The 18224-nt window shown below is 66.1% G+C and carries 14 protein-coding genes and 3 pseudogenes; 11 read left to right on the top strand and 6 right to left on the bottom strand.

Features of this window, described 5'->3' with window-relative positions:
* On the bottom strand, positions 1–197 hold a 197-nt coding region (locus tag GORHZ_RS31070; protein WP_157205347.1), incomplete at its 3' end, for a hypothetical protein.
* Positions 198–370: 173 nt separating this feature from the next.
* Here GORHZ_RS31070 and GORHZ_RS24415 point away from each other — a divergent pair.
* The 4 genes from GORHZ_RS24415 (at position 371) to fdhD (ending at position 5318) form a co-directional block, all read left to right on the top strand.
* The gene (locus GORHZ_RS24415; protein ID WP_006337859.1) at positions 371–1444 is read left to right on the top strand and encodes an alkene reductase; all 1074 of its coding nucleotides are present in this window, start codon (positions 371–373) and stop codon (positions 1442–1444) included.
* A 121-nt stretch (positions 1445–1565) separates the two neighbouring features.
* Positions 1566–1895: an EthD family reductase gene (locus GORHZ_RS24410; RefSeq protein ID WP_006337858.1), complete on the top strand. Its 330-nt coding sequence runs from the start codon at positions 1566–1568 to the stop codon at positions 1893–1895.
* Positions 1896–2172: 277 nt separating this feature from the next.
* Positions 2173–4479, top strand: coding sequence for an FdhF/YdeP family oxidoreductase (locus GORHZ_RS24405; RefSeq protein ID WP_006337857.1), 2307 nt, complete (start codon positions 2173–2175; stop codon positions 4477–4479).
* Positions 4479–5318, top strand: coding sequence for a formate dehydrogenase accessory sulfurtransferase FdhD (gene fdhD / locus GORHZ_RS24400; protein WP_006337856.1), 840 nt, complete (start codon positions 4479–4481; stop codon positions 5316–5318). Before GORHZ_RS24405 ends, fdhD begins: the two co-directional genes overlap by 1 nt.
* Here the strand turns inward: fdhD and GORHZ_RS24395 are convergent.
* On the bottom strand, positions 5296–5925 hold the full coding sequence (locus GORHZ_RS24395) for a 5-formyltetrahydrofolate cyclo-ligase (RefSeq protein ID WP_006337855.1): 630 nt from the start codon (positions 5923–5925) through the stop codon (positions 5296–5298). The two genes, fdhD and GORHZ_RS24395, sit on opposite strands and share 23 nt — an antisense overlap.
* A 223-nt stretch (positions 5926–6148) precedes the next feature.
* Here GORHZ_RS24395 and GORHZ_RS24390 point away from each other — a divergent pair, with 223 nt between their 5' ends.
* The 5 genes and pseudogenes from GORHZ_RS24390 to GORHZ_RS30615 form a co-directional block, all read left to right on the top strand.
* Positions 6149–8608 (top strand): GcvT family protein, encoded by a 2460-nt coding sequence (locus GORHZ_RS24390; RefSeq protein WP_006337854.1) that lies wholly within the window; start codon positions 6149–6151, stop codon positions 8606–8608.
* Positions 8605–9249, top strand: a complete 645-nt coding sequence (locus GORHZ_RS24385) for a cyclodeaminase/cyclohydrolase family protein (protein WP_006337853.1) — start codon at positions 8605–8607, stop codon at positions 9247–9249. The genes GORHZ_RS24390 and GORHZ_RS24385 overlap by 4 nt, the downstream gene beginning before the upstream one ends.
* Positions 9246–10142: a bifunctional 5,10-methylenetetrahydrofolate dehydrogenase/5,10-methenyltetrahydrofolate cyclohydrolase gene (locus tag GORHZ_RS24380; RefSeq protein ID WP_006337852.1), complete on the top strand. Its 897-nt coding sequence runs from the start codon at positions 9246–9248 to the stop codon at positions 10140–10142. The genes GORHZ_RS24385 and GORHZ_RS24380 overlap by 4 nt, the downstream gene beginning before the upstream one ends.
* A 64-nt stretch (positions 10143–10206) precedes the next feature.
* Positions 10207–11058 (top strand): formyltetrahydrofolate deformylase, encoded by an 852-nt coding sequence (purU, locus tag GORHZ_RS24375; protein WP_006337851.1) that lies wholly within the window; start codon positions 10207–10209, stop codon positions 11056–11058.
* Positions 11059–11212: 154 nt separating this feature from the next.
* Positions 11213–12307: pseudogene (locus GORHZ_RS30615) on the top strand (peroxidase family protein); the annotation flags it as partial.
* Between the two features lie 35 nt (positions 12308–12342).
* Here GORHZ_RS30615 and tnpB read toward each other — a convergent pair.
* Both tnpB and GORHZ_RS31065 read right to left on the bottom strand, forming a co-directional pair.
* Positions 12343–13818, bottom strand: a complete 1476-nt coding sequence (gene tnpB, locus GORHZ_RS24365; protein WP_006337848.1) for an IS607 family element RNA-guided endonuclease TnpB — start codon at positions 13816–13818, stop codon at positions 12343–12345.
* Positions 13818–14391 (bottom strand): annotated as a pseudogene (locus GORHZ_RS31065) (IS607 family transposase). Before GORHZ_RS31065 ends, tnpB begins: the two are co-directional and overlap by 1 nt.
* 80 nt (positions 14392–14471) lie before the next feature.
* Between GORHZ_RS31065 and GORHZ_RS31060 the strand changes: the two are divergent.
* Positions 14472–15512, top strand: a pseudogene (locus GORHZ_RS31060) (peroxidase family protein); the annotation flags it as partial.
* On the opposite strand, the gene GORHZ_RS29720 reads toward GORHZ_RS31060, so the two are convergent.
* Together GORHZ_RS29720 and GORHZ_RS24345 are read right to left on the bottom strand one after the other, a co-directional pair.
* A complete protein-coding gene (locus GORHZ_RS29720; RefSeq protein ID WP_006337845.1) occupies positions 15497–15958 on the bottom strand; it encodes a hypothetical protein in 462 nt (153 codons plus the stop codon). The pseudogene GORHZ_RS31060 and the gene GORHZ_RS29720 sit on opposite strands and share 16 nt — an antisense overlap.
* A gap of 160 nt (positions 15959–16118) precedes the next feature.
* Entirely contained in the window at positions 16119–16784 is a 666-nt protein-coding gene (locus GORHZ_RS24345; protein ID WP_245551504.1) for a GntR family transcriptional regulator, read from the bottom strand.
* Between the two features lie 120 nt (positions 16785–16904).
* Between GORHZ_RS24345 and glyA the strand changes: the two genes are divergently transcribed.
* Positions 16905–18224, top strand: a complete 1320-nt coding sequence (glyA, locus tag GORHZ_RS24340; protein WP_051999057.1) for a serine hydroxymethyltransferase — start codon at positions 16905–16907, stop codon at positions 18222–18224.

Here is an 18224-nt window from a genome sequence, read left to right as displayed (position 1 = left end):
AAGTTGAACGCATGTTCGCGATCGAGGCGGCCGGTCACCTCGGGTCCCGCGAACCGGTCGATGAGGTTGTTGACCAACTCACGGACCGCGCTCGCCTCAGCATCAACCACACCGGAATCGACCGCACCCCAACCGGCTGGACCGGAATCGATTACGCCCGAGCCATTGACACCACCGCCGGACACCGCTGTTTCCATGGACCTCCACCTTTCACGCCCCGCACGTCACGTTCCCGCCGTCACGTGACCGTTGACACACCGGATCTGGTCGTTAATACTAACGAACGCACGTACGTTTTACTACCCCCCAAGTCGTGCCGTGCAGATGTCGTCGAGACCGCAGACAGCGGTCGTGAGGAGAAGCAAGAATCGTGCTGTTCGATAGCTACCAACTGGGCAACCTACGACTCGCCAACCGCGTCGTCATGGCTCCGATGACCCGAGTTCGGGCCACCAGCGACGGGCTGCCATCGGCGTCTGCTGCCGACTACTACGCCCAGCGCGCGTCCGCGGGACTGATCGTGAGCGAGGGCCTATCCCCCTCCCGCCAGGGACAATCCGAGCCCAACATCCCCGGGATGTACCGAGACGAACATGTGCAAGCGTGGAAGCCGATCACCGCGGCCGTGCACGACAACGGCGGCACGGTGTTCGCCCAACTCATGCACGGCGGGCGGATCGGACACCCCGAGATCAACGGGATGCAGCCGATCGGCGCCTCCGCCATCGCCGCTCAGGGGACCATCTTCAACTCCGGTGGACGACTCGCGTTCGTCACACCGATCGTGATGACGACCGAACAGATCCGCGAAGAGATCGATGTGTTCGTCAAGGCCGCCGAACGGTCGATCGAGGCGGGATTCGACGGAGTCGAACTCCACGGTGCCAACGGCTACCTGATCCAACAGTTCCTGTCGGACAACAGCAATCAGCGAACCGATGAGTACGGAGGCTCGGCGGAGAACAGGGTCCGGTTTGTGACCGAGGTCGCGACCGCCGTGAGCAATGCCATAGGCTCGGACCGGGTGGGACTGCGCATCTCCCCCGGCGGCCGGTTCCACGACATGAACGAGAGTGACCCGGCCGAGCTGTACGCGGCCCTCATCGATGCCCTGAACCCGCTGGATCTTGCCTACCTGCACACCCTCGAGACCGCCGCACCCGATGTGGCGGAGTTGATTCGGCAGAAGTGGTCGGGTCCGTTGATCGTCAATCCCGCCACCGTCGGAAGCACTCGCTACGCCAGCCTGGACGCTGCGAAGGACTCCATCGAGCGAGGTGCCGACCTTATCAGCTTCGGACGCTACTTCATCTCGAACCCCGACCTGGTCCGCCGCCTGCGGGACGACCTCGAGCTCACGGTCCCCGACGAGTCGACCTTCTACACGGGCGGAGACCGCGGCTACATCGACTACGCCGAGTGGTCGCCGTTGGAAGCGGTCTAGTCGCAGCAGACCACACTGCGGTGGGTCGTGGGCCGGCGAGAAGTGTTGCGTCCGCCCACGCCCCACCGCGGCCCACCGGCAGCATTCGCGTCCCACAAACTCCCTGCTGAAAGGAATCTCAGTGTCCGTCAAAGTCGTCGCCCTGATCAAAGCCCGGCCAGATATCAGCCGCGAACAGTTCCTCCACAAGTGGCAATCCGAGCATCCCGCGTTCGTCTGGCGGCTCCCCGAGGTCGAGCGATATTTCCAGAGCCCGGCGATCGAGCACCACAGCACGTGGCCCTATGACGGCCTCGCCGAGTTGTACTTCCCGTCGGTCGGCGCGGTCGCACGCGCGTTCGCGTCGCCCGAGGCCGACGCGCTGCGCGAACACGAAGAGGACTTCATCGAAAGCCTCAGCTGGTTCCTCTCCACCGAGACCGCCGTGCATCGCCCCGACACGAGTTCCTGATCGGCGATTATCGGCTCCAGGCCTCAGCGGGACACCGGCCCGCCGAGGCAGCCCGCGACAGGCGCTCACCACAGCCCGCCCACGCTCCCACACCCATCGTTCACCGCCCCTTGACGGCCCGGTTCGACACGCTCTAACATCCACCTGATATATCAAAGAGTGGAAGCCCGGGCCAGACCTTCTTCTCGGCGGGCCGGACGAGCGATGCTAGCATGCGAAATCGTCGCCTTCGACCGTCAGATTCGTTTCGGGTCAGGACAATTCGCATACAGGAGTGATGTTGAACGTCGCCGACGAGTACGACTACGACGAGAGCGATCTCGTCGTCTCCCCGAACAAGTCCTATGCTGCCGGCGTTCCTGCGGTGATGGTCTCCCTGCTTCGCGGCCGTGAGCAGATGGGTCTCGGAAGAACGGCCAGGACGTTCTTCAAGCTCAACCAGCGCAACGGGTTCGATTGTCCCGGGTGCGCATGGCCGGAGACCCCGGGCCATCGCAAGCACGCCGAGTTCTGCGAGAACGGCGCGAAGGCGGTCGCGGAGGAAGCCACCAAACGGACCGTCGGCCCTGAATTCTTCGCAGCCCACTCGGTCGACGAACTGCTCACCAAGCCCGAATACTCGCTGGGTCAGCAGGGGCGCCTGACACACCCGATGGTGCTGCGGCCCGGAGCGCAACACTACGTACCCATCGACTGGGACGAAGCGTACGCGCTCATCGCGGACGAACTACGCAATCTGGCGTCGCCGGACGAGGCTGTCTTCTACACCTCGGGCCGCACCAGCAACGAAGCGGCCTTCGTGTACCAGTTGATGATTCGCGCATTCGGGACGAACAACATGCCCGACTGTTCGAACATGTGCCACGAGTCCTCCGGTTCCGCGCTGACCGAGACGATCGGGATCGGCAAGGGCTCGGTGTCGGTACCCGACATCGAACACGCCGAACTGATCATCATCACCGGCCAGAACCCCGGCACCAATCATCCCCGCATGCTCTCGACACTCGAGAAGGCCAAGGGCAACGGGGCTCGGGTGATCGCGGTCAATCCTCTCCCCGAGGCCGGGCTGCTCCGCTTCAAGGACCCGCAGAAGGTTCACGGCGTCATCGGTGACGGCGTCGCCATCGCCGACGACTTCCTGCAGATCCGCATCGGCGGCGACCAGGCACTCTTCCAGGGGCTGGCCAAACTCGTCCTCGAGGCCGAGGACCGGGCACCGGGGACGGTGCTCGACCACGACTTCCTCGGACGCTCGTGCGCCGGCTGGCCGGAGTTCGCCGAGTACATCCGCACCGTCGACCTCGCCACCGTGCTCGAGGCCACCGGGCTGACCCGCGAGGAGTTGCAGTCCACGGCCGACGCCGTCATCACCTCGCAACGCACCATCATCTGCTGGGCGATGGGACTCACCCAACAAACCCACGGCGTTGCGACCATCCAGGATGCCGTGGCCCTGCTGCTCATGCGCGGGATGATCGGCAAGCCCGGCGCCGGCGTGTGTCCGGTCCGCGGCCATTCCAACGTGCAGGGCGATCGCACGATGGGTATCTGGGAGAAGATGCCCGATGAGTTCCTCGATGCACTCGACACCGAATTCGGTATCGAATCGCCTCGCCATCACGGGCTCGATGCGGTCGACTCGATTCGTGCGATGCGCGACGGCGCCGCCTCGGTCTTCATGGCCATGGGTGGGAACTTCGTCTCGGCCACCCCGGACACCGCGGTCACCGAAGCCGCCCTGCGTAACTGCGCACTCACCGTCCAGGTCTCCACCAAGCTCAACCGGTCACACCTCGTCACGGGCAAGATCGGCCTCATCCTCCCCTCCCTTGGTCGCACCGACAAAGACGTTCGCGCCGGACGCAAACAGCAAGTGACCGTGGAAAATTCGATGTCGATGGTGCACCTGTCGCGGGGCGGCCTCAAGCCTGCGAGTGAGCATCTGCGCAGCGAGGTCGCCATCGTTTGCGAACTCGCTCTCGCCCTGTTCGGGTCGAACCACCCGGTCCCGTGGCGCGAATTCGCTGACGACTACGACTCGATCCGGAACTCGATCGGCCGCGTCATCCCCGGGTTCGAGGATTTCAACACCAAGGTCCGTCAGCCCGACGGATTCTGCCTGCCGCATCCGCCGCGTGACGAACGGCGATTCGAAACCTACAGCGGCAAGGCGAACTTCGTCGTCAACGAGCTCGTCTGGATTCCCGTGCCCACGGGACGGCTGATCCTGCAGACGATGCGTAGTCATGACCAGTACAACACCACCATCTACGGTCTTGACGACCGCTATCGCGGGGTGAAGGGCGGACGACGGGTGCTGCTCATCAACGCCGCCGACATCGAATCGCACGGCTACCGCGCCGGCGATCGAGTGGACCTGGTCTCGGAGTGGACGTCTCCGGATGGCTCGCTCGAGGAGCGGCGCGCCGAGGACTTCAGGCTCGTGCCGTATCCGACCCCTGTCGGCAATGTGGCTGCGTACTACCCGGAAACCAACCCGCTCATCCCACTCGACCACGTCGCCCTCAAGTCGAACACCCCGGTTTCCAAGGCGGTCATCATCCGGTTGGAAGCCAGACACTGATGGGCAGGCTCAGCACTCGTACCCGGGTCACCCGCATCGAGAACACACGCACGACGCGCAGACCCGACGCGGTGGTGGTCGAGGAGCCACTCGAGATCCGCATCAACGGCACCCCGATTTCGGTGACGATGCGCACCCCCGGCTCGGATTTCGAGCTGGCCCAGGGATTCCTGATGACGGAAGGGCTCATCGGGGCCCGCGATGACATTGAATCCATTCGCTACTGCAACAGCTTCGACGACGACGGTCGCAACACCTACAACGTGCTCGATGTAACGCTCGCCCCCGGAGTGCGGCTCCCCGACGTCGGTATCGAGCGGAACTTCTACACCACGTCGTCATGCGGCGTGTGCGGCAAGAGCTCGCTGGATGCCGTGCGACAACGCACCCGGTTCGAGCCGGCCGGCGACGACATCTCGGTGCCGATCGACACCCTCGTCTCACTCCCGAGCACATTGCGCGAAGCGCAGCGGGTCTTCAGCACCACCGGGGGCCTGCACGCCGCGGGACTGTTCGATGCAGAGGGGACTCCCTTCGCGGTCAGGGAGGACATCGGTCGCCACAACGCGGTCGACAAGCTGATCGGGTGGGGTATGGAAGTCGGCCGATTCCCTTTGCGCCACACGATCTTGCTGGTGTCCGGCCGCGCTTCGTTCGAGCTGACGCAGAAGGCGGCGATGGCGGGGATCCCGGTTCTCGCGGCTGTGTCGGCACCGTCCTCACTCGCCATCGACCTTGCCGACGCGACCGGCATGACACTGGTCGGCTTCCTGCGCGGTGAATCGATGAACGTCTACACACATCCCGAGCGCATCGTCACGGGTTCGAGACGACGGTGACGTGAAATCGCGGAATCGTGTCGACCGGGATCTCCAACAGCCCCCGCAACGGAGTGATCACATGCGTCATCCGCACGTCGTGGGATTCGGACGGTAACTCGTCGAGCAACTCGTCATCGTGAACCACCGCCACCCTAGGGATCTCGCGGTCTCGGAGCGCGGACAGCGCGCGATCGTAATACCCGGCGCCCCGGCCGAGTCGCACACCCCGTCGATCGATCGCCAGCGCGGGAACCAGCACCAGGTCCGCGTCCCGGAGGCCGCGAGGCCTGCCGTCCCGGTCATCCGGTTCCCGGAGACCGTAAGGCCCACTGGTCATACGCGAGCAACCCGAGTACGCGCCCCACGACAGTGCCCGACCCTCACGCACCATCGGCAGCAGCACCGTCACACCGTTGCCGCGGAGCGCATCGAGCAGTGTCGCATCCCCGGGTTCGGCACGCATGGGCATGTAGGCGGCCACCGTGGCACCCGGCCGCACCAGATCCGAAACCGCGCCTCGGAGGCGCTCGGCGTCATGCCGGCGGTCGGACTCCGAACGCGCAGCGCGAGCGAGGAGCAGGCGCTCACGCCACGCTTCCTTTGCGCGAGGCTCACAGGTACTCATGCGTTCCTCTCCGTCGGGACCTTCGGGCCCGCAGGCGCGGCGGTGCCACGATTCCCCATGTTCTCGAATTTCGGCCGAGGGGGGTTGACCTGTGGACAGCATCACCTTACCTTAGATATATCAGTTGCCGACAAGTAATCGACATACCTGGCAACTGCAACGTCAACTCACCCGGGCCCGATCAGCCACTCACCCCGTAGCCCGCAATTAGGAGCAACAACACATGGCATCACCGCGCGTAGTAATCATCGGCGCCGGCATCGTCGGAGCGAACCTTGCCGACGAATTGACCGCCCGCGGTTGGGACCGCATCACCGTTCTCGACCAGGGACCGCTGCCGCTGACCGGCGGTTCGACCTCGCACGCGCCCGGGCTCGTGTTCCAGACCAACTCGTCGAAGACGATGACCGAGCTGGCGAGCTACACCGTCGAGAAGTTCGTCTCGCTCGATGTCGATGGGCAGTGGTGTTTCCGGCAGCTCGGTGGCCTCGAGGTGGCCACGACCGAAGAGCGCCTGGCCGACCTGCACCGCAAGCAGGGCTGGGCGACCTCATGGGGTGTCGAAGGCCGCGTGATCAGCCCCGAGGAATGCGCCAAGATCCACCCGCTGCTCGACGCCGACCGCATCCTCGGTGGTCTCCACGTGGAGACCGACGGCCTGGCCAAGGCTTCCCGCATCGTGGTCGCCCTCGCTCGACGCGCGGAGAGCCGCGGAGCGGTCTTCCAGGGCAACACCAAGGTCATCGGAATCGAGCACAAGAACTCGAAGGTCACCGGCGTCGCCACCTCGGCCGGCGTCATTCCCGCGGATATCGTGGTCTCCTGCGGCGGCTTCTGGGGCCCGGAGCTCGGACAGCTGGTCGGCATGGACACGCCGCTGCTTCCGCTGGCCCACCAGTACGCCAAGACCGACCAGATCCCCGAACTCGCCGGCCGCAATAGCGAACTCAACGAGGCAGGATTCCCGATCCTCCGCCACCAGGATCAGGATCTGTACTTCCGGGAGCACGTCGACCGTCTCGGTATCGGCTCCTACGCACACCGTCCGATGCCGGTGGATCTGCGCGACCTGCCCGGCGGTGACATCGACGACAACGCCATGCCCTCGATGCTGACCTTCACCGAAGAGGACTTCGCGCCCGCGTGGGCTGAGTGCCAGAAGCTTCTGCCCTGCCTGGAAACGGCGAAGATCGACAACGGTTTCAACGGCATCTTCTCCTTCACGCCGGACGGCGGACCACTGATCGGCGAATCGCCGGAGGTGGCGGGCTTCTGGATCGCCGAAGCGGTGTGGGTGACCCACTCCGCGGGTGTCGCCCGTTCGGTGGCGCAGCTGCTGGTCGACGGTCGCTCCGAGATCGAGCTGCACGGTTGCGACGTGCATCGCTTCGAAGAGTTCCAGCGCGACCCCGGCTACGTCAGCGAGACGTCTCAACAGAACTTCGTGGAGATCTACGACGTCCTGCATCCCCTGCAGCCCAAGGAATCCCCGCGAAACCTACGCGTGAGCCCGTTCCATGCGCGTCAGGTAGAACTCGGTGCGTTCTTCCTCGAGGGTGCCGGCTGGGAACGCCCGCACTGGTACGAGGCCAATGCCTCCCTGCTCGACGAGCTGCCCACCGAATGGCAGGAGCCCGAGCGCGACTCGTGGTCGGCGATGTTCCACTCCCCGATCGCGGCCGCGGAGGCCTGGCGCACCCGCACCGCGGTGGCCCTCTATGACATGACCCCCCTCAAGCGACTCGAGGTCTCCGGACCTGGCGCTCTGGCGCTGCTGGAGCGGCTGACCAGCGGCAAGATGGACAAGTCGGTCGGGGCCGTCACCTATACGCTCGCACTGGATTCCGCCGGTGGAGTCAAGAGCGATCTCACGGTGGCGCGACTGTCGCAGGACACCTTCCAGATCGGCGCCAACGGCAACCTGGATCTGGACTACTTCCAGCGTGAGGCACCCAAGGACGGCAGCGTCGCGGTCCGCGATATCACCGGTGGCACCTGCTGCATCGGCCTGTGGGGCCCGCTCGCCCGCGATCTCGTCGAGGTCTTGAGCGACGACGACTTCTCGAACGAGGGCTTCAAGTACTTCCGTGCCAAGAAGGTGCGGATCAGCGGCGTGCCGGTGACGGCGATGCGACTGTCCTATGTCGGTGAACTCGGTTGGGAGCTCTACACGACCGCCGACAACGGTCAGCGGTTGTGGGATGTGCTGTGGGCCGAGGGCCGGCAGCACGGCATCATCGCCGGAGGCCGCGCCGCGTTCAACAGCCTGCGCATGGAGAAGGGGTACCGCTCCTGGGGCACCGACATGACCACCGAGCACAACCCCTACGAGGCCGGCGTCGGGTTTGCCGTCCGACCGCAAAAGGGTGAGTTCGTCGGCCGTGATGCCCTCGAAGGAATCTCCGCGGACACCGTTGAGCGCCGCCTGTCGTGCTTGACGATCGATGACGGCCGCTCGGTGGTTCTCGGCTCGGAGCCGGTGTTCGTCGACGGTGAGCCCGTCGGTTACGTCACCAGCGCCGCGTTCGGACACACCGTCAGGGCACCGATCGCCTATGCGTGGCTGCCCGCATCGGCCGGCGTGGGTTCCCGGGTGGAGATCCAGTACTTCGATCGTCGCATCCCCGCCACCGTTGTCGCGGAGCCGCTCGTCGACCCCGAGATGAAGAAGATCCGCGCGTGACCGCCACCACGGCGCTGCCGCTACGGCAGCAATCGATCACCGGCTTCCTCGACACGCTGGCCGCCAAGGTCCCCGCCCCCGGCGGGGGCGCCTCGGCCGCCTTGCATCTCGCGCAGGCCGCCGCATTGGTGGCCATGGTCGCCCGCTACACGACCGGAGCCAAGTACGCCGAGCATGAGGATCTGGTCACCGTCATCTGCGATCGCGCGGACACGGCACGCAGCAATGCCCTACAGCTGGCCGAGGACGACATGGCCGCCTTCACCGGTGTCATCGAGTCCTACCGGCTCCCCAAGGGCACCGAGGCAGAGGTGCGGGCGCGGGCGGAGGCCATCAGCGCTGCGGCCGCCCGCGCAGCCGGGGTACCGGCCGATGTCGTCGACGGCGCCGCCGCGGTGCTCGAGCTCGCCGAGCGGCTCCTGCCGGTGGCCAATCGCAACGTGATCAGTGATGTCGCGGCCGCAGCGGATGCTGCTCGCGCCGCCGCCACCACCGCACGCGTCAACGTCGAGATCAACCTGGGCTCGATCACTGATGGTGAGACCCACACGATCCTGACCGCCCGCGCCCGCCGAGTCGATGACCTCATGGCCCGCGCCGACGCGGTCACCGCACGAGTACGAGAGCTACTGACCTCATGACCACCTCCCTCGGCGGTTCCGAGATGGCCCGCACGATACGCGCCGACGTCACCGCCCGTGCGGCCGTGCTCACCCAGCGCGGCATCACGCCCACGTTGGCCGTTGTCACCGCCACCGATGACGAATCCACCGCCTGGTACGTACGGTCGATCGCCGGATCGGCCTCGCGCACCGGAATCCATTGCGACACGGTGGCTCTGAGCCCCGACGCACCGACAGACACCATCCACGCCGCACTCGTGGAGCTGAGCAACAACCCCGGAGTGCACGGCATCATCCTGCAGACACCGCTCCCGGACGGCACCGACCTGTCGGTCCTGCGTGACGCCATCGCTCCGGAGAAGGACGTCGACGGCGCCAACCCGGTCAGCCTGGGTCGGCTCATGGCCGGTCAGCCGGCCTTTGCCCCGGCCACCGCGCAAGCGGTCATCGATCTGGTCGAATACCACGACATCGAGCTGAAGGGTCGAACCGCAGCGGTCGTCGGTCGGTCCCTGGTGGTCGGCACCCCGGTCGCCCACATGCTGGTCCAGCGCAACGCCACGGTCACCGTGTGCCATCGTCACACGCCCGACCTCGCCGGCACCACGCGCCACGCTGACATCGTGGTCGTCGCGGTCGGCGTACCCGGACTGATCTCCCAGGAGCACATCGCACAGGGCAGCACCGTGATCGACGTCGGCACGACCGCGACCGACGATGGTCGGCTCCTCGGCGACGTCGACGCCGACGCGCTCATCGGTCACGCCGGCGGCCTCACGCCCGTCCCCGGAGGTGTGGGACCGGTCACGACCGCGCTGCTACTCGCGAACACCGTGACCGCCGCCGAACGCGCCAACATCCAAGATCAGTTCCTCACCGCGAAGCTGATCGACTCCCCCGTCCCGGCGTGACCGTTTCACGCACCACCACCTCGGTCTCTGCCAACGGAGATCGCCACCCAGGAGATACGTACCGATGACCAAGACCTTCACCCTGACGCTGAGCTGCCCTCAGCGGCCAGGCATCGTCCATGCCGTCAGCTCGTTCCTGTTCGGACGCCACTGCGACATCGCCGAACACCAGCAGTTCGACGACACCCGCGGCCACGCCTTCTTCCTGCGCACCACGTTCCATTGCATCGACGACACCGTCGATGCCGCGCAACTGACCGAGCAGTTCACCGCGGTCGCCGATGAGTTCGGCATGGAATTCCGGTTCGATGGCTCCGAGCTGCCCCGAGTGGTCGTGATGGTGTCGAAGATGGGTCACTGCCTCAACGACCTCATCTTCCGGTGGCGTGCCGGAACGCTCGGCGGCGATCTGGTGGCGGTCGTCTCCAATCACGAGACACTGCGCCCGATGGCCGAGGCCGCCGGTCTGCCCTTCTACCACATTCCGGTGACCCCGGCGACCAAGCCGGAGGCCGATGCACAGTTGCTCGCGCTGGTCGACGAACTCGACGCCGATCTGGTCGTCCTCGCCCGCTACATGCAGATCCTCTCCGACGAAGCATGCCGGGCATTGCGCGGTAGGGCGATCAACATCCATCACTCGTTCCTGCCCGGCTTCAAGGGTGCCAAGCCCTACCACCAGGCCTACGACCGTGGTGTCAAGCAGGTCGGCGCCACCGCGCACTACGTCACCCCGGACCTCGACGAGGGACCCATCATCGAGCAGGAGGTCATCCGCATCGACCACTCCTACGATCCCGCACGTCTGGCCCATGTCGGCCAGGACGCCGAGGCATTGGCACTGTCCCGCGCAGTCCGGTGGCACTGCGAGAACCGCGTCTTGCTCCACGGGCACCGCACCGTCGTCTTCAGCTGAGCACCGATCGGCATTCGGCCACCACGCCCCGCGCGTGACCCCCTTTCCCCAATAATCGTTCAGGAGTCTCGTGTCCAACGAATGTCCCGTCCACCCCGTCGACACCCTGCCCATCAGCGAGGCCCAAACCGAGCCCGCGGACAGCGGCTGTCCGATGCGCATCAAGCCCCCGGTCGAGGGCGGCGGCAACAACCAGTGGTGGCCGGAGCGGCTCAATCTGCGGGTCCTGGCCCACAACCCGGATGTCATCAATCCGCGTAGCGCCGATTTCGACTATGCCGAAGCACTCGAAAGCCTCGACGTCGATGCCCTCGTCTCCGACCTCAAGTCGGTGATGAAGGAATCGCAGCCCTGGTGGCCGGCAGACTTCGGCCACTACGGTCCTTTGTTCATCCGCATGTCATGGCATGCCGCGGGCACCTACCGCGTCCAGGACGGCCGTGGCGGCGGAGGCACCGGCATGCAGCGGTTCGCGCCGCTCAACAGCTGGCCGGACAACGTGAGCCTCGACAAGGCCCGTCGTCTGTTGTGGCCGATCAAGAAGAAGTACGGCAAGTCGATCTCGTAGGCCGATCTGCTGGTGCTCGCCGGCAACGTCGCACTCGAGGACATGGGCTTCAAGACCGCGGGTTTCGCGTTCGGCCGCCCGGACGAGTGGGAGCCCGAAGAAGTCTACTGGGGAGCCGAGTCGGTGTGGCTGGGCACGAACCTGCGCTACTCGGGTGAACGTGACCTGGCCAAGCCCATGGGCGCCACCACCATGGGTCTGATCTACGTCAATCCCGAAGGGCCGGAAGGCAAGCCGGACCCGCTGGCAGCCGCCCAGGACATCCGCGACACCTTCGGGCGGATGGCCATGAACGATGTGGAGACCGCCGCCCTGATCATCGGCGGCCACACCTTCGGCAAGACGCACGGCAACGGCGACGCCGACCTCATCGGGCCCGAGCCCGAGGCCTCGCCACTCGAGCAGGTCGGACTGGGCTGGACCAATCCGAACGGCACCGGAATCGGCAACGACACCGTCACCAGCGGCCTCGAGGTCATCTGGACGCATACGCCGACCAAGTGGGACAACAGCTTCCTGGAGATTCTCTACGGCAACGAGTGGGAGCTCACCACGAGCCCGGCCGGCGCCTACCAGTGGAAGCCCAAGGACAACGGCTGGGCCAACACGGCCCCGATGGCTCAGGGCGACGGCAAGACGCATCCCTCGATGCTGACCACCGACCTGACCATGCGGATGGACCGTTGCCTTTTGGTGAGCAAGTGTGAGCATGCTCGTCATTGGGCAGCCTCGCCTTGCGGCGAGGCAGTCCCGGTCTTGTCCAGCGGGTGCTGGTGCCGGGTTGACGCTTCGTCGCCTGCTGCGTTGACCACTGGTGTGGTCGCGGACTCCTGCGTGGCTCCACGTCCGTGTCCACCCCGATGGGTGGCGGCCGGGCTACTCCCGGTACCGGTCCCCGTGTCACCCGTGTGCGGGGTGTCGCCGAGGCGGGCGAGGTTGATCGCGGCGTTGAGATCACGATCGATCTGCAGGCCGCAGTGTTCACACACGTAGGCGCGTTCGGCGAGGGTCAGGTTTGGTTTTCGCCTGCCACATCCCGAACACGTCTTGCTGGAGGGGTAATACCGGTCAGCTTCCACGAGTGTGGAGCCGTACCAGCGGGTTTTGTAGTCGAGCATCCGTCGAATCTCGCCCACCGCGGCATCAGCGAGCGACCGGTTCAGGCCACGCTTGCGCGCCCCGCCCGCCGCGCGCATCCCCGCAGCGTTCAACGTTTCCACCACGATCACCTGGTGGTGGTGGGCGAGGGCAGTGGTGTGCTTGTGCAGCACGTCACGGCGCACGGCGGCGGCGTGGGCGTGGGTGCGGGCGATCCTGCGCTGCTGTGTGATCCACCGCTTCGACGGTGCCCGTCTGGTTCGCGTGACCGGATCGTAGGGCCCCTGCTGGCGGGCCGCCCGACGTTGCAGTGCCCGCAGTCGTGCGTGGGCTTTCGTGAGTGACTTCGGGGCCGCGACGCGGTCGAGTTCACGACCATCCGGTGTCGCGACAACGCACAGGGAGTCGGCTTTCACACCGACATCGATCCCGACCACCGGCTCACCGGCCCCGACACGGCCGTGCCCGCGCTGCACGAGGGTGTGAAAGGACACGTGCCAACGACCCGCCGAATCCTCACACAGAGTGGCCGACACGATCCGAGCAGTACCCGCGTGGAGGCGGCGGGCGAGTTTGCGGGTGGACTCATGCGTTTTGAGCCGCCCCACTCTCGGGAGAGTGACGTGGTGCCGGTCGGTCTCGACCCGGATGACACCGGTGGTGAATCGCACCGACCGCCGAGACCGGACACTCTTGAAACGAGGGAACCCGACAGCCTTCCCCGCCCTCTCACCGGTGCGGGACGTGTGCCACGCCTGCAGACCCCGCGCCAACGCGTCGAGGCCAGTGTTGTAGGCCTCCTTGGAGTTCTCCGCCCACCACGGCGCGACCTCGTCTTTGCGGGCGTTCCACTCTTTGCGCAGCCCGGCCAGTGACCAGTTCAACGACGGGGTGAGATCGGCCTCGGCGATACCGTAGGAGCGTTCGGCCGCCCGTTGGTTCATCACGGCCTTCACCACGGCGAGCATGGTGTTGTGCGCTGTGCGTGCCCCGCCCGCGTGCGATCGGAATGCCCGCACCTGGGCGGGCGTGGGATCCAGCGCGAACCGGTAGGCCTGCACCGTCCACCCGTCGGGGACCTCGAACCTGGCCATCAGCAACTCCTCTCCACCCGGCCGTCGTGACTGGTGGCGGTGACCACACCCACCGCCCGGTCGCGCGCACCCCGACGACCGCTGAGGCGCGTACACATCCCGGTGAGCACCTCGATCATGTCGCGCACCAGATCATCTCCGGTCTCACCATCCCCGGTCGCCACGATCGCGCCGCCCTGCGCCGCCAGCGCCGCGTCCAGATGCTCAACCCCGAGCCCGGCCAGACGGTCACGATGCTGCACAACCACCACCCTCGCAGATGGGTCCGACAAGACCCGCCGAATCTTCGTCGCTTCCCATCCATCCAAGACCCGACCTCACACGACCTCACCGACCAGGCGCCCGTTCGCCGTCGCCCACCGCGTACGCCGGGCTACCTGGCGGTCCAGATCAGCACGCCGATCAGGCCAGGACACCCACGCGTACCCCATCACCCGGCCATCAGACCGCGCTTCGCGCCGCATCCACCCCGATCGTGCCCGACGCCAACCGCCGAGCATGCACCGGCATCGGGCCCCCACGAAACCAGCAGTACGCAGCATCCGGATGCACACCCTGCACCCGCACAGCCAACCCGACATCCCGTGGAAAACCACATTCGAGCACGTTTGATCACAGAACGTCGAGCAGTTCGCAACCCCGCCTTCGAGAAGATCACCCGCCGCTGGCTGGACCATCCGGAGGAACTGGCTGAGGAGTTCGCCAAGGCCTGGTTCAAGCTGCTGCACCGTGACATGGGTCCGGCGATCCGCTACCGCGGCCCGCTGGTGCCGACCGAGACGTACGTCTGGCAGGACAACGTTCCCGCCCAGGAGGACGCCGTCGTCTCCGACGCCGATGTGGCGTCCCTCAAGGCGCAGATCCTGGCGTCGGGTCTGACCGTGCCGCAGTTGGTGTCCACGGCGTGGAAGGCGGCGGCGACCTTCCGCGGCAGCGACTTCCGCGGTGGCGCGAACGGCGGCCGGATCCGTCTGCAGCCGCAACTGGGCTGGGAGTCCAACGAGACCGACGACCTCGCACAGGTGATCGCCGCCCTGGAGCAGATCCAGAAGTCGTTCAATGGCGACTCCGGGACGAAGGTCTCCTTCGCCGATCTGGTGGTACTCGGTGGTGTCGTGGCGGTCGAGAAGGCGGCCAAGGATGCCGGCATCGAGGTCTCGGTACCGTTCACCCCGGGTCGTACCGATGCGTCGCAGGAGTCGACCGACGTCGAGTCGTTCGCACATCTGGAGCCCGCCTACGACGGTTTCCGCAATTACGAAGGGAAGGGCAATGCCCTGCAGGCCGAGTACAACTTGGTCGACAAGGCGAATCTGCTCACCCTGACCGCGCCGGAGATGACGGTGCTCGTGGGTGGTCTGCGCGTGCTCGGGGCCAACCACGGCAACAGCACCCACGGCGTGCTCACCGAGAACGTCGGTCAGCTGACCAACGACTTCTTCGTCAACATCCTCGACATGGACACCGTCTGGGCCACATCGCCGTCCGAGGACGGCACCTATGTCGGCAAGGACCGGTCGTCGGGGGCCGACAAGTGGACCGGTACCCGCGTCGACCTGGTCTTCGCGGCCAACTCCGAGCTGCGCGCGCTCGCCGAGGTCTACGCCGAGGACGACGCCAAGGAGGCGTTCGTCACCGACTTCGTCGCGGCGTGGACCAAGGTGTCCGAACTCGACCGCTACGACCGGGTCTGATCTCGGTTCTCACGGGGCAAGACCGACCCACAACGGCGACGGCCCCCGCACTGTGCGGGGGCCGTCGCTGTTTCTATGAGGTGATAACCGAATGTGAGATCAGTCAGACGATGCCCCACCACGACCTGCCGACCCGGGGGCGGCTGGAGTGTCCGACGAGGTGAGTCGCGCAAGTCCGTCATGACGGCGCGCACGTAGTGTTCGGAGACGTCGTTGCCGGTCACCGTGACATCGGCATCGGCCACGCGCCCGCTGGGCCGGTAGGCCAGAACGGTCTGGATTCGCCGGGCCGCACTGGCGCGTGTGTCGGGGAGAACGTCGGCCGGATGCTCTGCGACGTCGTCGACGAGTAGTCGGGTGATGGCGCGGTCGTTGACCGCCTCCAGGATCGATTCGGGGTCGTCGGCGACCACGACCTCCTTGTGCGAGCGAAAGATGTCGAACATGGCGTGGATCACCGATGGCTGCGGGCCGGCCCGCGATCACCACGTCGAACATGTCCGGTACGAGCTCATCGCTGCTGTGCATCGTGCTCCGAGAGGATCGGTCGGCGAGACTCACGACGACTTCCGCCGAGCAGGGTGGCGGTTGTCGCCGACGGCGAGCTCACAGGAGCGAGCGGATGGTTTGTTCGAATCCCGTGACGTGGGCAAGAGTCTGTGCCGCGGCCGCCTCGGGGTCTCCGGCGATGATGGCCTCGATCAACGGGATGTGTTCGCGGACATGGTCTGCCACACCCGGCAAACGATCGAGGAACAGGCACCAGATCCGCGTTGCGTGCGCATCGAGACTCACCAGGATGTCCTCGAGGTGCGGATTCCCGGACGCTCGATAGATCGCCCGGTGCACATGCACGTCCTTACGCAGCACTTCGTGCGGCTCGTCATCGTCCGTGACGGCGGAGATCTCGGCCGCCAGCCTCGACAGCTCATCGCAGGCCTGACTCGTGGCGGTCCGCGCCGCACGCGCGGCGGCGGTGGGTTCGAGTTGCTTACGGATCTCGGAGATGTCGGCGAGATCGGTCAAGTCGACCATCGTGGCAAATGTGCCCCTGCGCGGATAGGCGATCACCAGGCGCTCGCGCTCCAGCCGTTTGAGTGCCTCACGGACCGGGGTGCGACCCAATCCGAGTGCGGCCGCGAGTTGGTCGTCGTTGATGGGATCGCCGGGACGGATGTCGAGCATGATCAGCTGCTCCCGGATGTGATCGTAGGCGCGATCGGCATTGGTCCGGTTGCCATTCTCGACGTCCGCGGACAGAAAGGACGTCACACGTATCACCGCCTCCACTGAAGTTCGATCAGAGCTATTGACGTGGTTGACCACTGGCCCTACTCTAACACCACATTGATATATCAGTAACCCCGTAACTGACGTGTCAGAAAGGTGATCATGACTCTCGGCACCACGACAGCTGCGCAAACCGCAGGCAATCCCCTCCTCAGTGAATCGCTGGCCACGCTCGACCCCGACGTCCACGCCCAGATCGCCGCCGAGCTCGGCCGGCAGCAGGGCACCCTCGAGATGATCGCGAGCGAGAACTTCGCACCGCTCGCGGTCATGCAGGCGCAGGGTTCGGTCCTCACCAACAAGTACGCCGAGGGATATCCGGGCCGCCGGTACTACGGCGGCTGCGAACACGTCGACGTCATCGAGCAGCTGGCGATCGATCGACTCACCGCACTGTTCGGTGCGAAATACGCCAACGTGCAGCCTCATTCGGGCGCACAGGCCAACGCCGCAGCGATGGCCGCACTCCTGACGCCGGGGGACACCATCCTCGGCCTCGCCCTGGCCCACGGCGGCCACCTGACCCACGGCATGAAGCTGAACTTCTCCGGCAAGCTGTACGACGTCGCCGCGTACCAGGTCGACGAGCACACCCATCGCATCGACATGGCCGAGGTGGAACGGCTTGCGCACGAGCACAAGCCGAAGCTGATCCTGGCCGGTTGGTCGGCCTATCCGCGGCAGCTCGACTTCGCCGAGTTCCGCCGCATCGCCGACGAGGTGGGCGCCTACCTCATGGTCGACATGGCCCACTTCGCCGGTCTGGTGGCCGCGGGCCTGCATCCCTCGCCGGTTCCGCACGCGCATGTCGTCACCTCCACCACCCACAAGACCCTCGGCGGCCCGCGTGGCGGCATCATCCTCACCAATGACGAGGCGCTCGCCAAGAAGTTCAACTCGTCGGTGTTCCCCGGCCAGCAGGGCGGTCCGCTCGAACACGTGATCGCCGGCAAGGCCGTCTCCTTCAAGCTCGCCGCCGAACCCGCCTTCGCTGAGCGTCAGCAGCGGACGCTCGACGGCGCGAAGATTCTCGCCGACCGCCTGCTGCAGCCCGATTCGAAGGCGGCCGGTATCAGCGTGGTGTCGGGAGGTACCGACGTCCATCTCGTGCTGGTCGACCTCCGGAACTCCGAACTCGACGGAAAGCAGGCCGAGGACAGATTGCACCGGGTGGGTATCACGGTGAACCGCAACGCCGTGCCCTTCGACCCACGGCCGCCGATGATCAGCTCCGGTGTGCGCATCGGCACCCCCGCGTTGGCCACCCGGGGTTTCGACCTCGAGGCCTTCGCCGAGGTCGCCGACGTCATCAGCCACGCCCTGCGTCCCGCGACCGATGACGCCGCCCTCGACGACCTGCGCGACCGCGTCGACGTCCTCGCCGCCCGCTTCCCCCTCTACCCGACCCTCACGGAGGCCTAG

The organism is Gordonia rhizosphera NBRC 16068 (assembly GCF_000298195.1).
Classification (GTDB): Bacteria; Actinomycetota; Actinomycetes; order Mycobacteriales; family Mycobacteriaceae; genus Gordonia; species Gordonia rhizosphera.
This window is presented reverse-complemented; position numbering and strand designations above follow the sequence as displayed.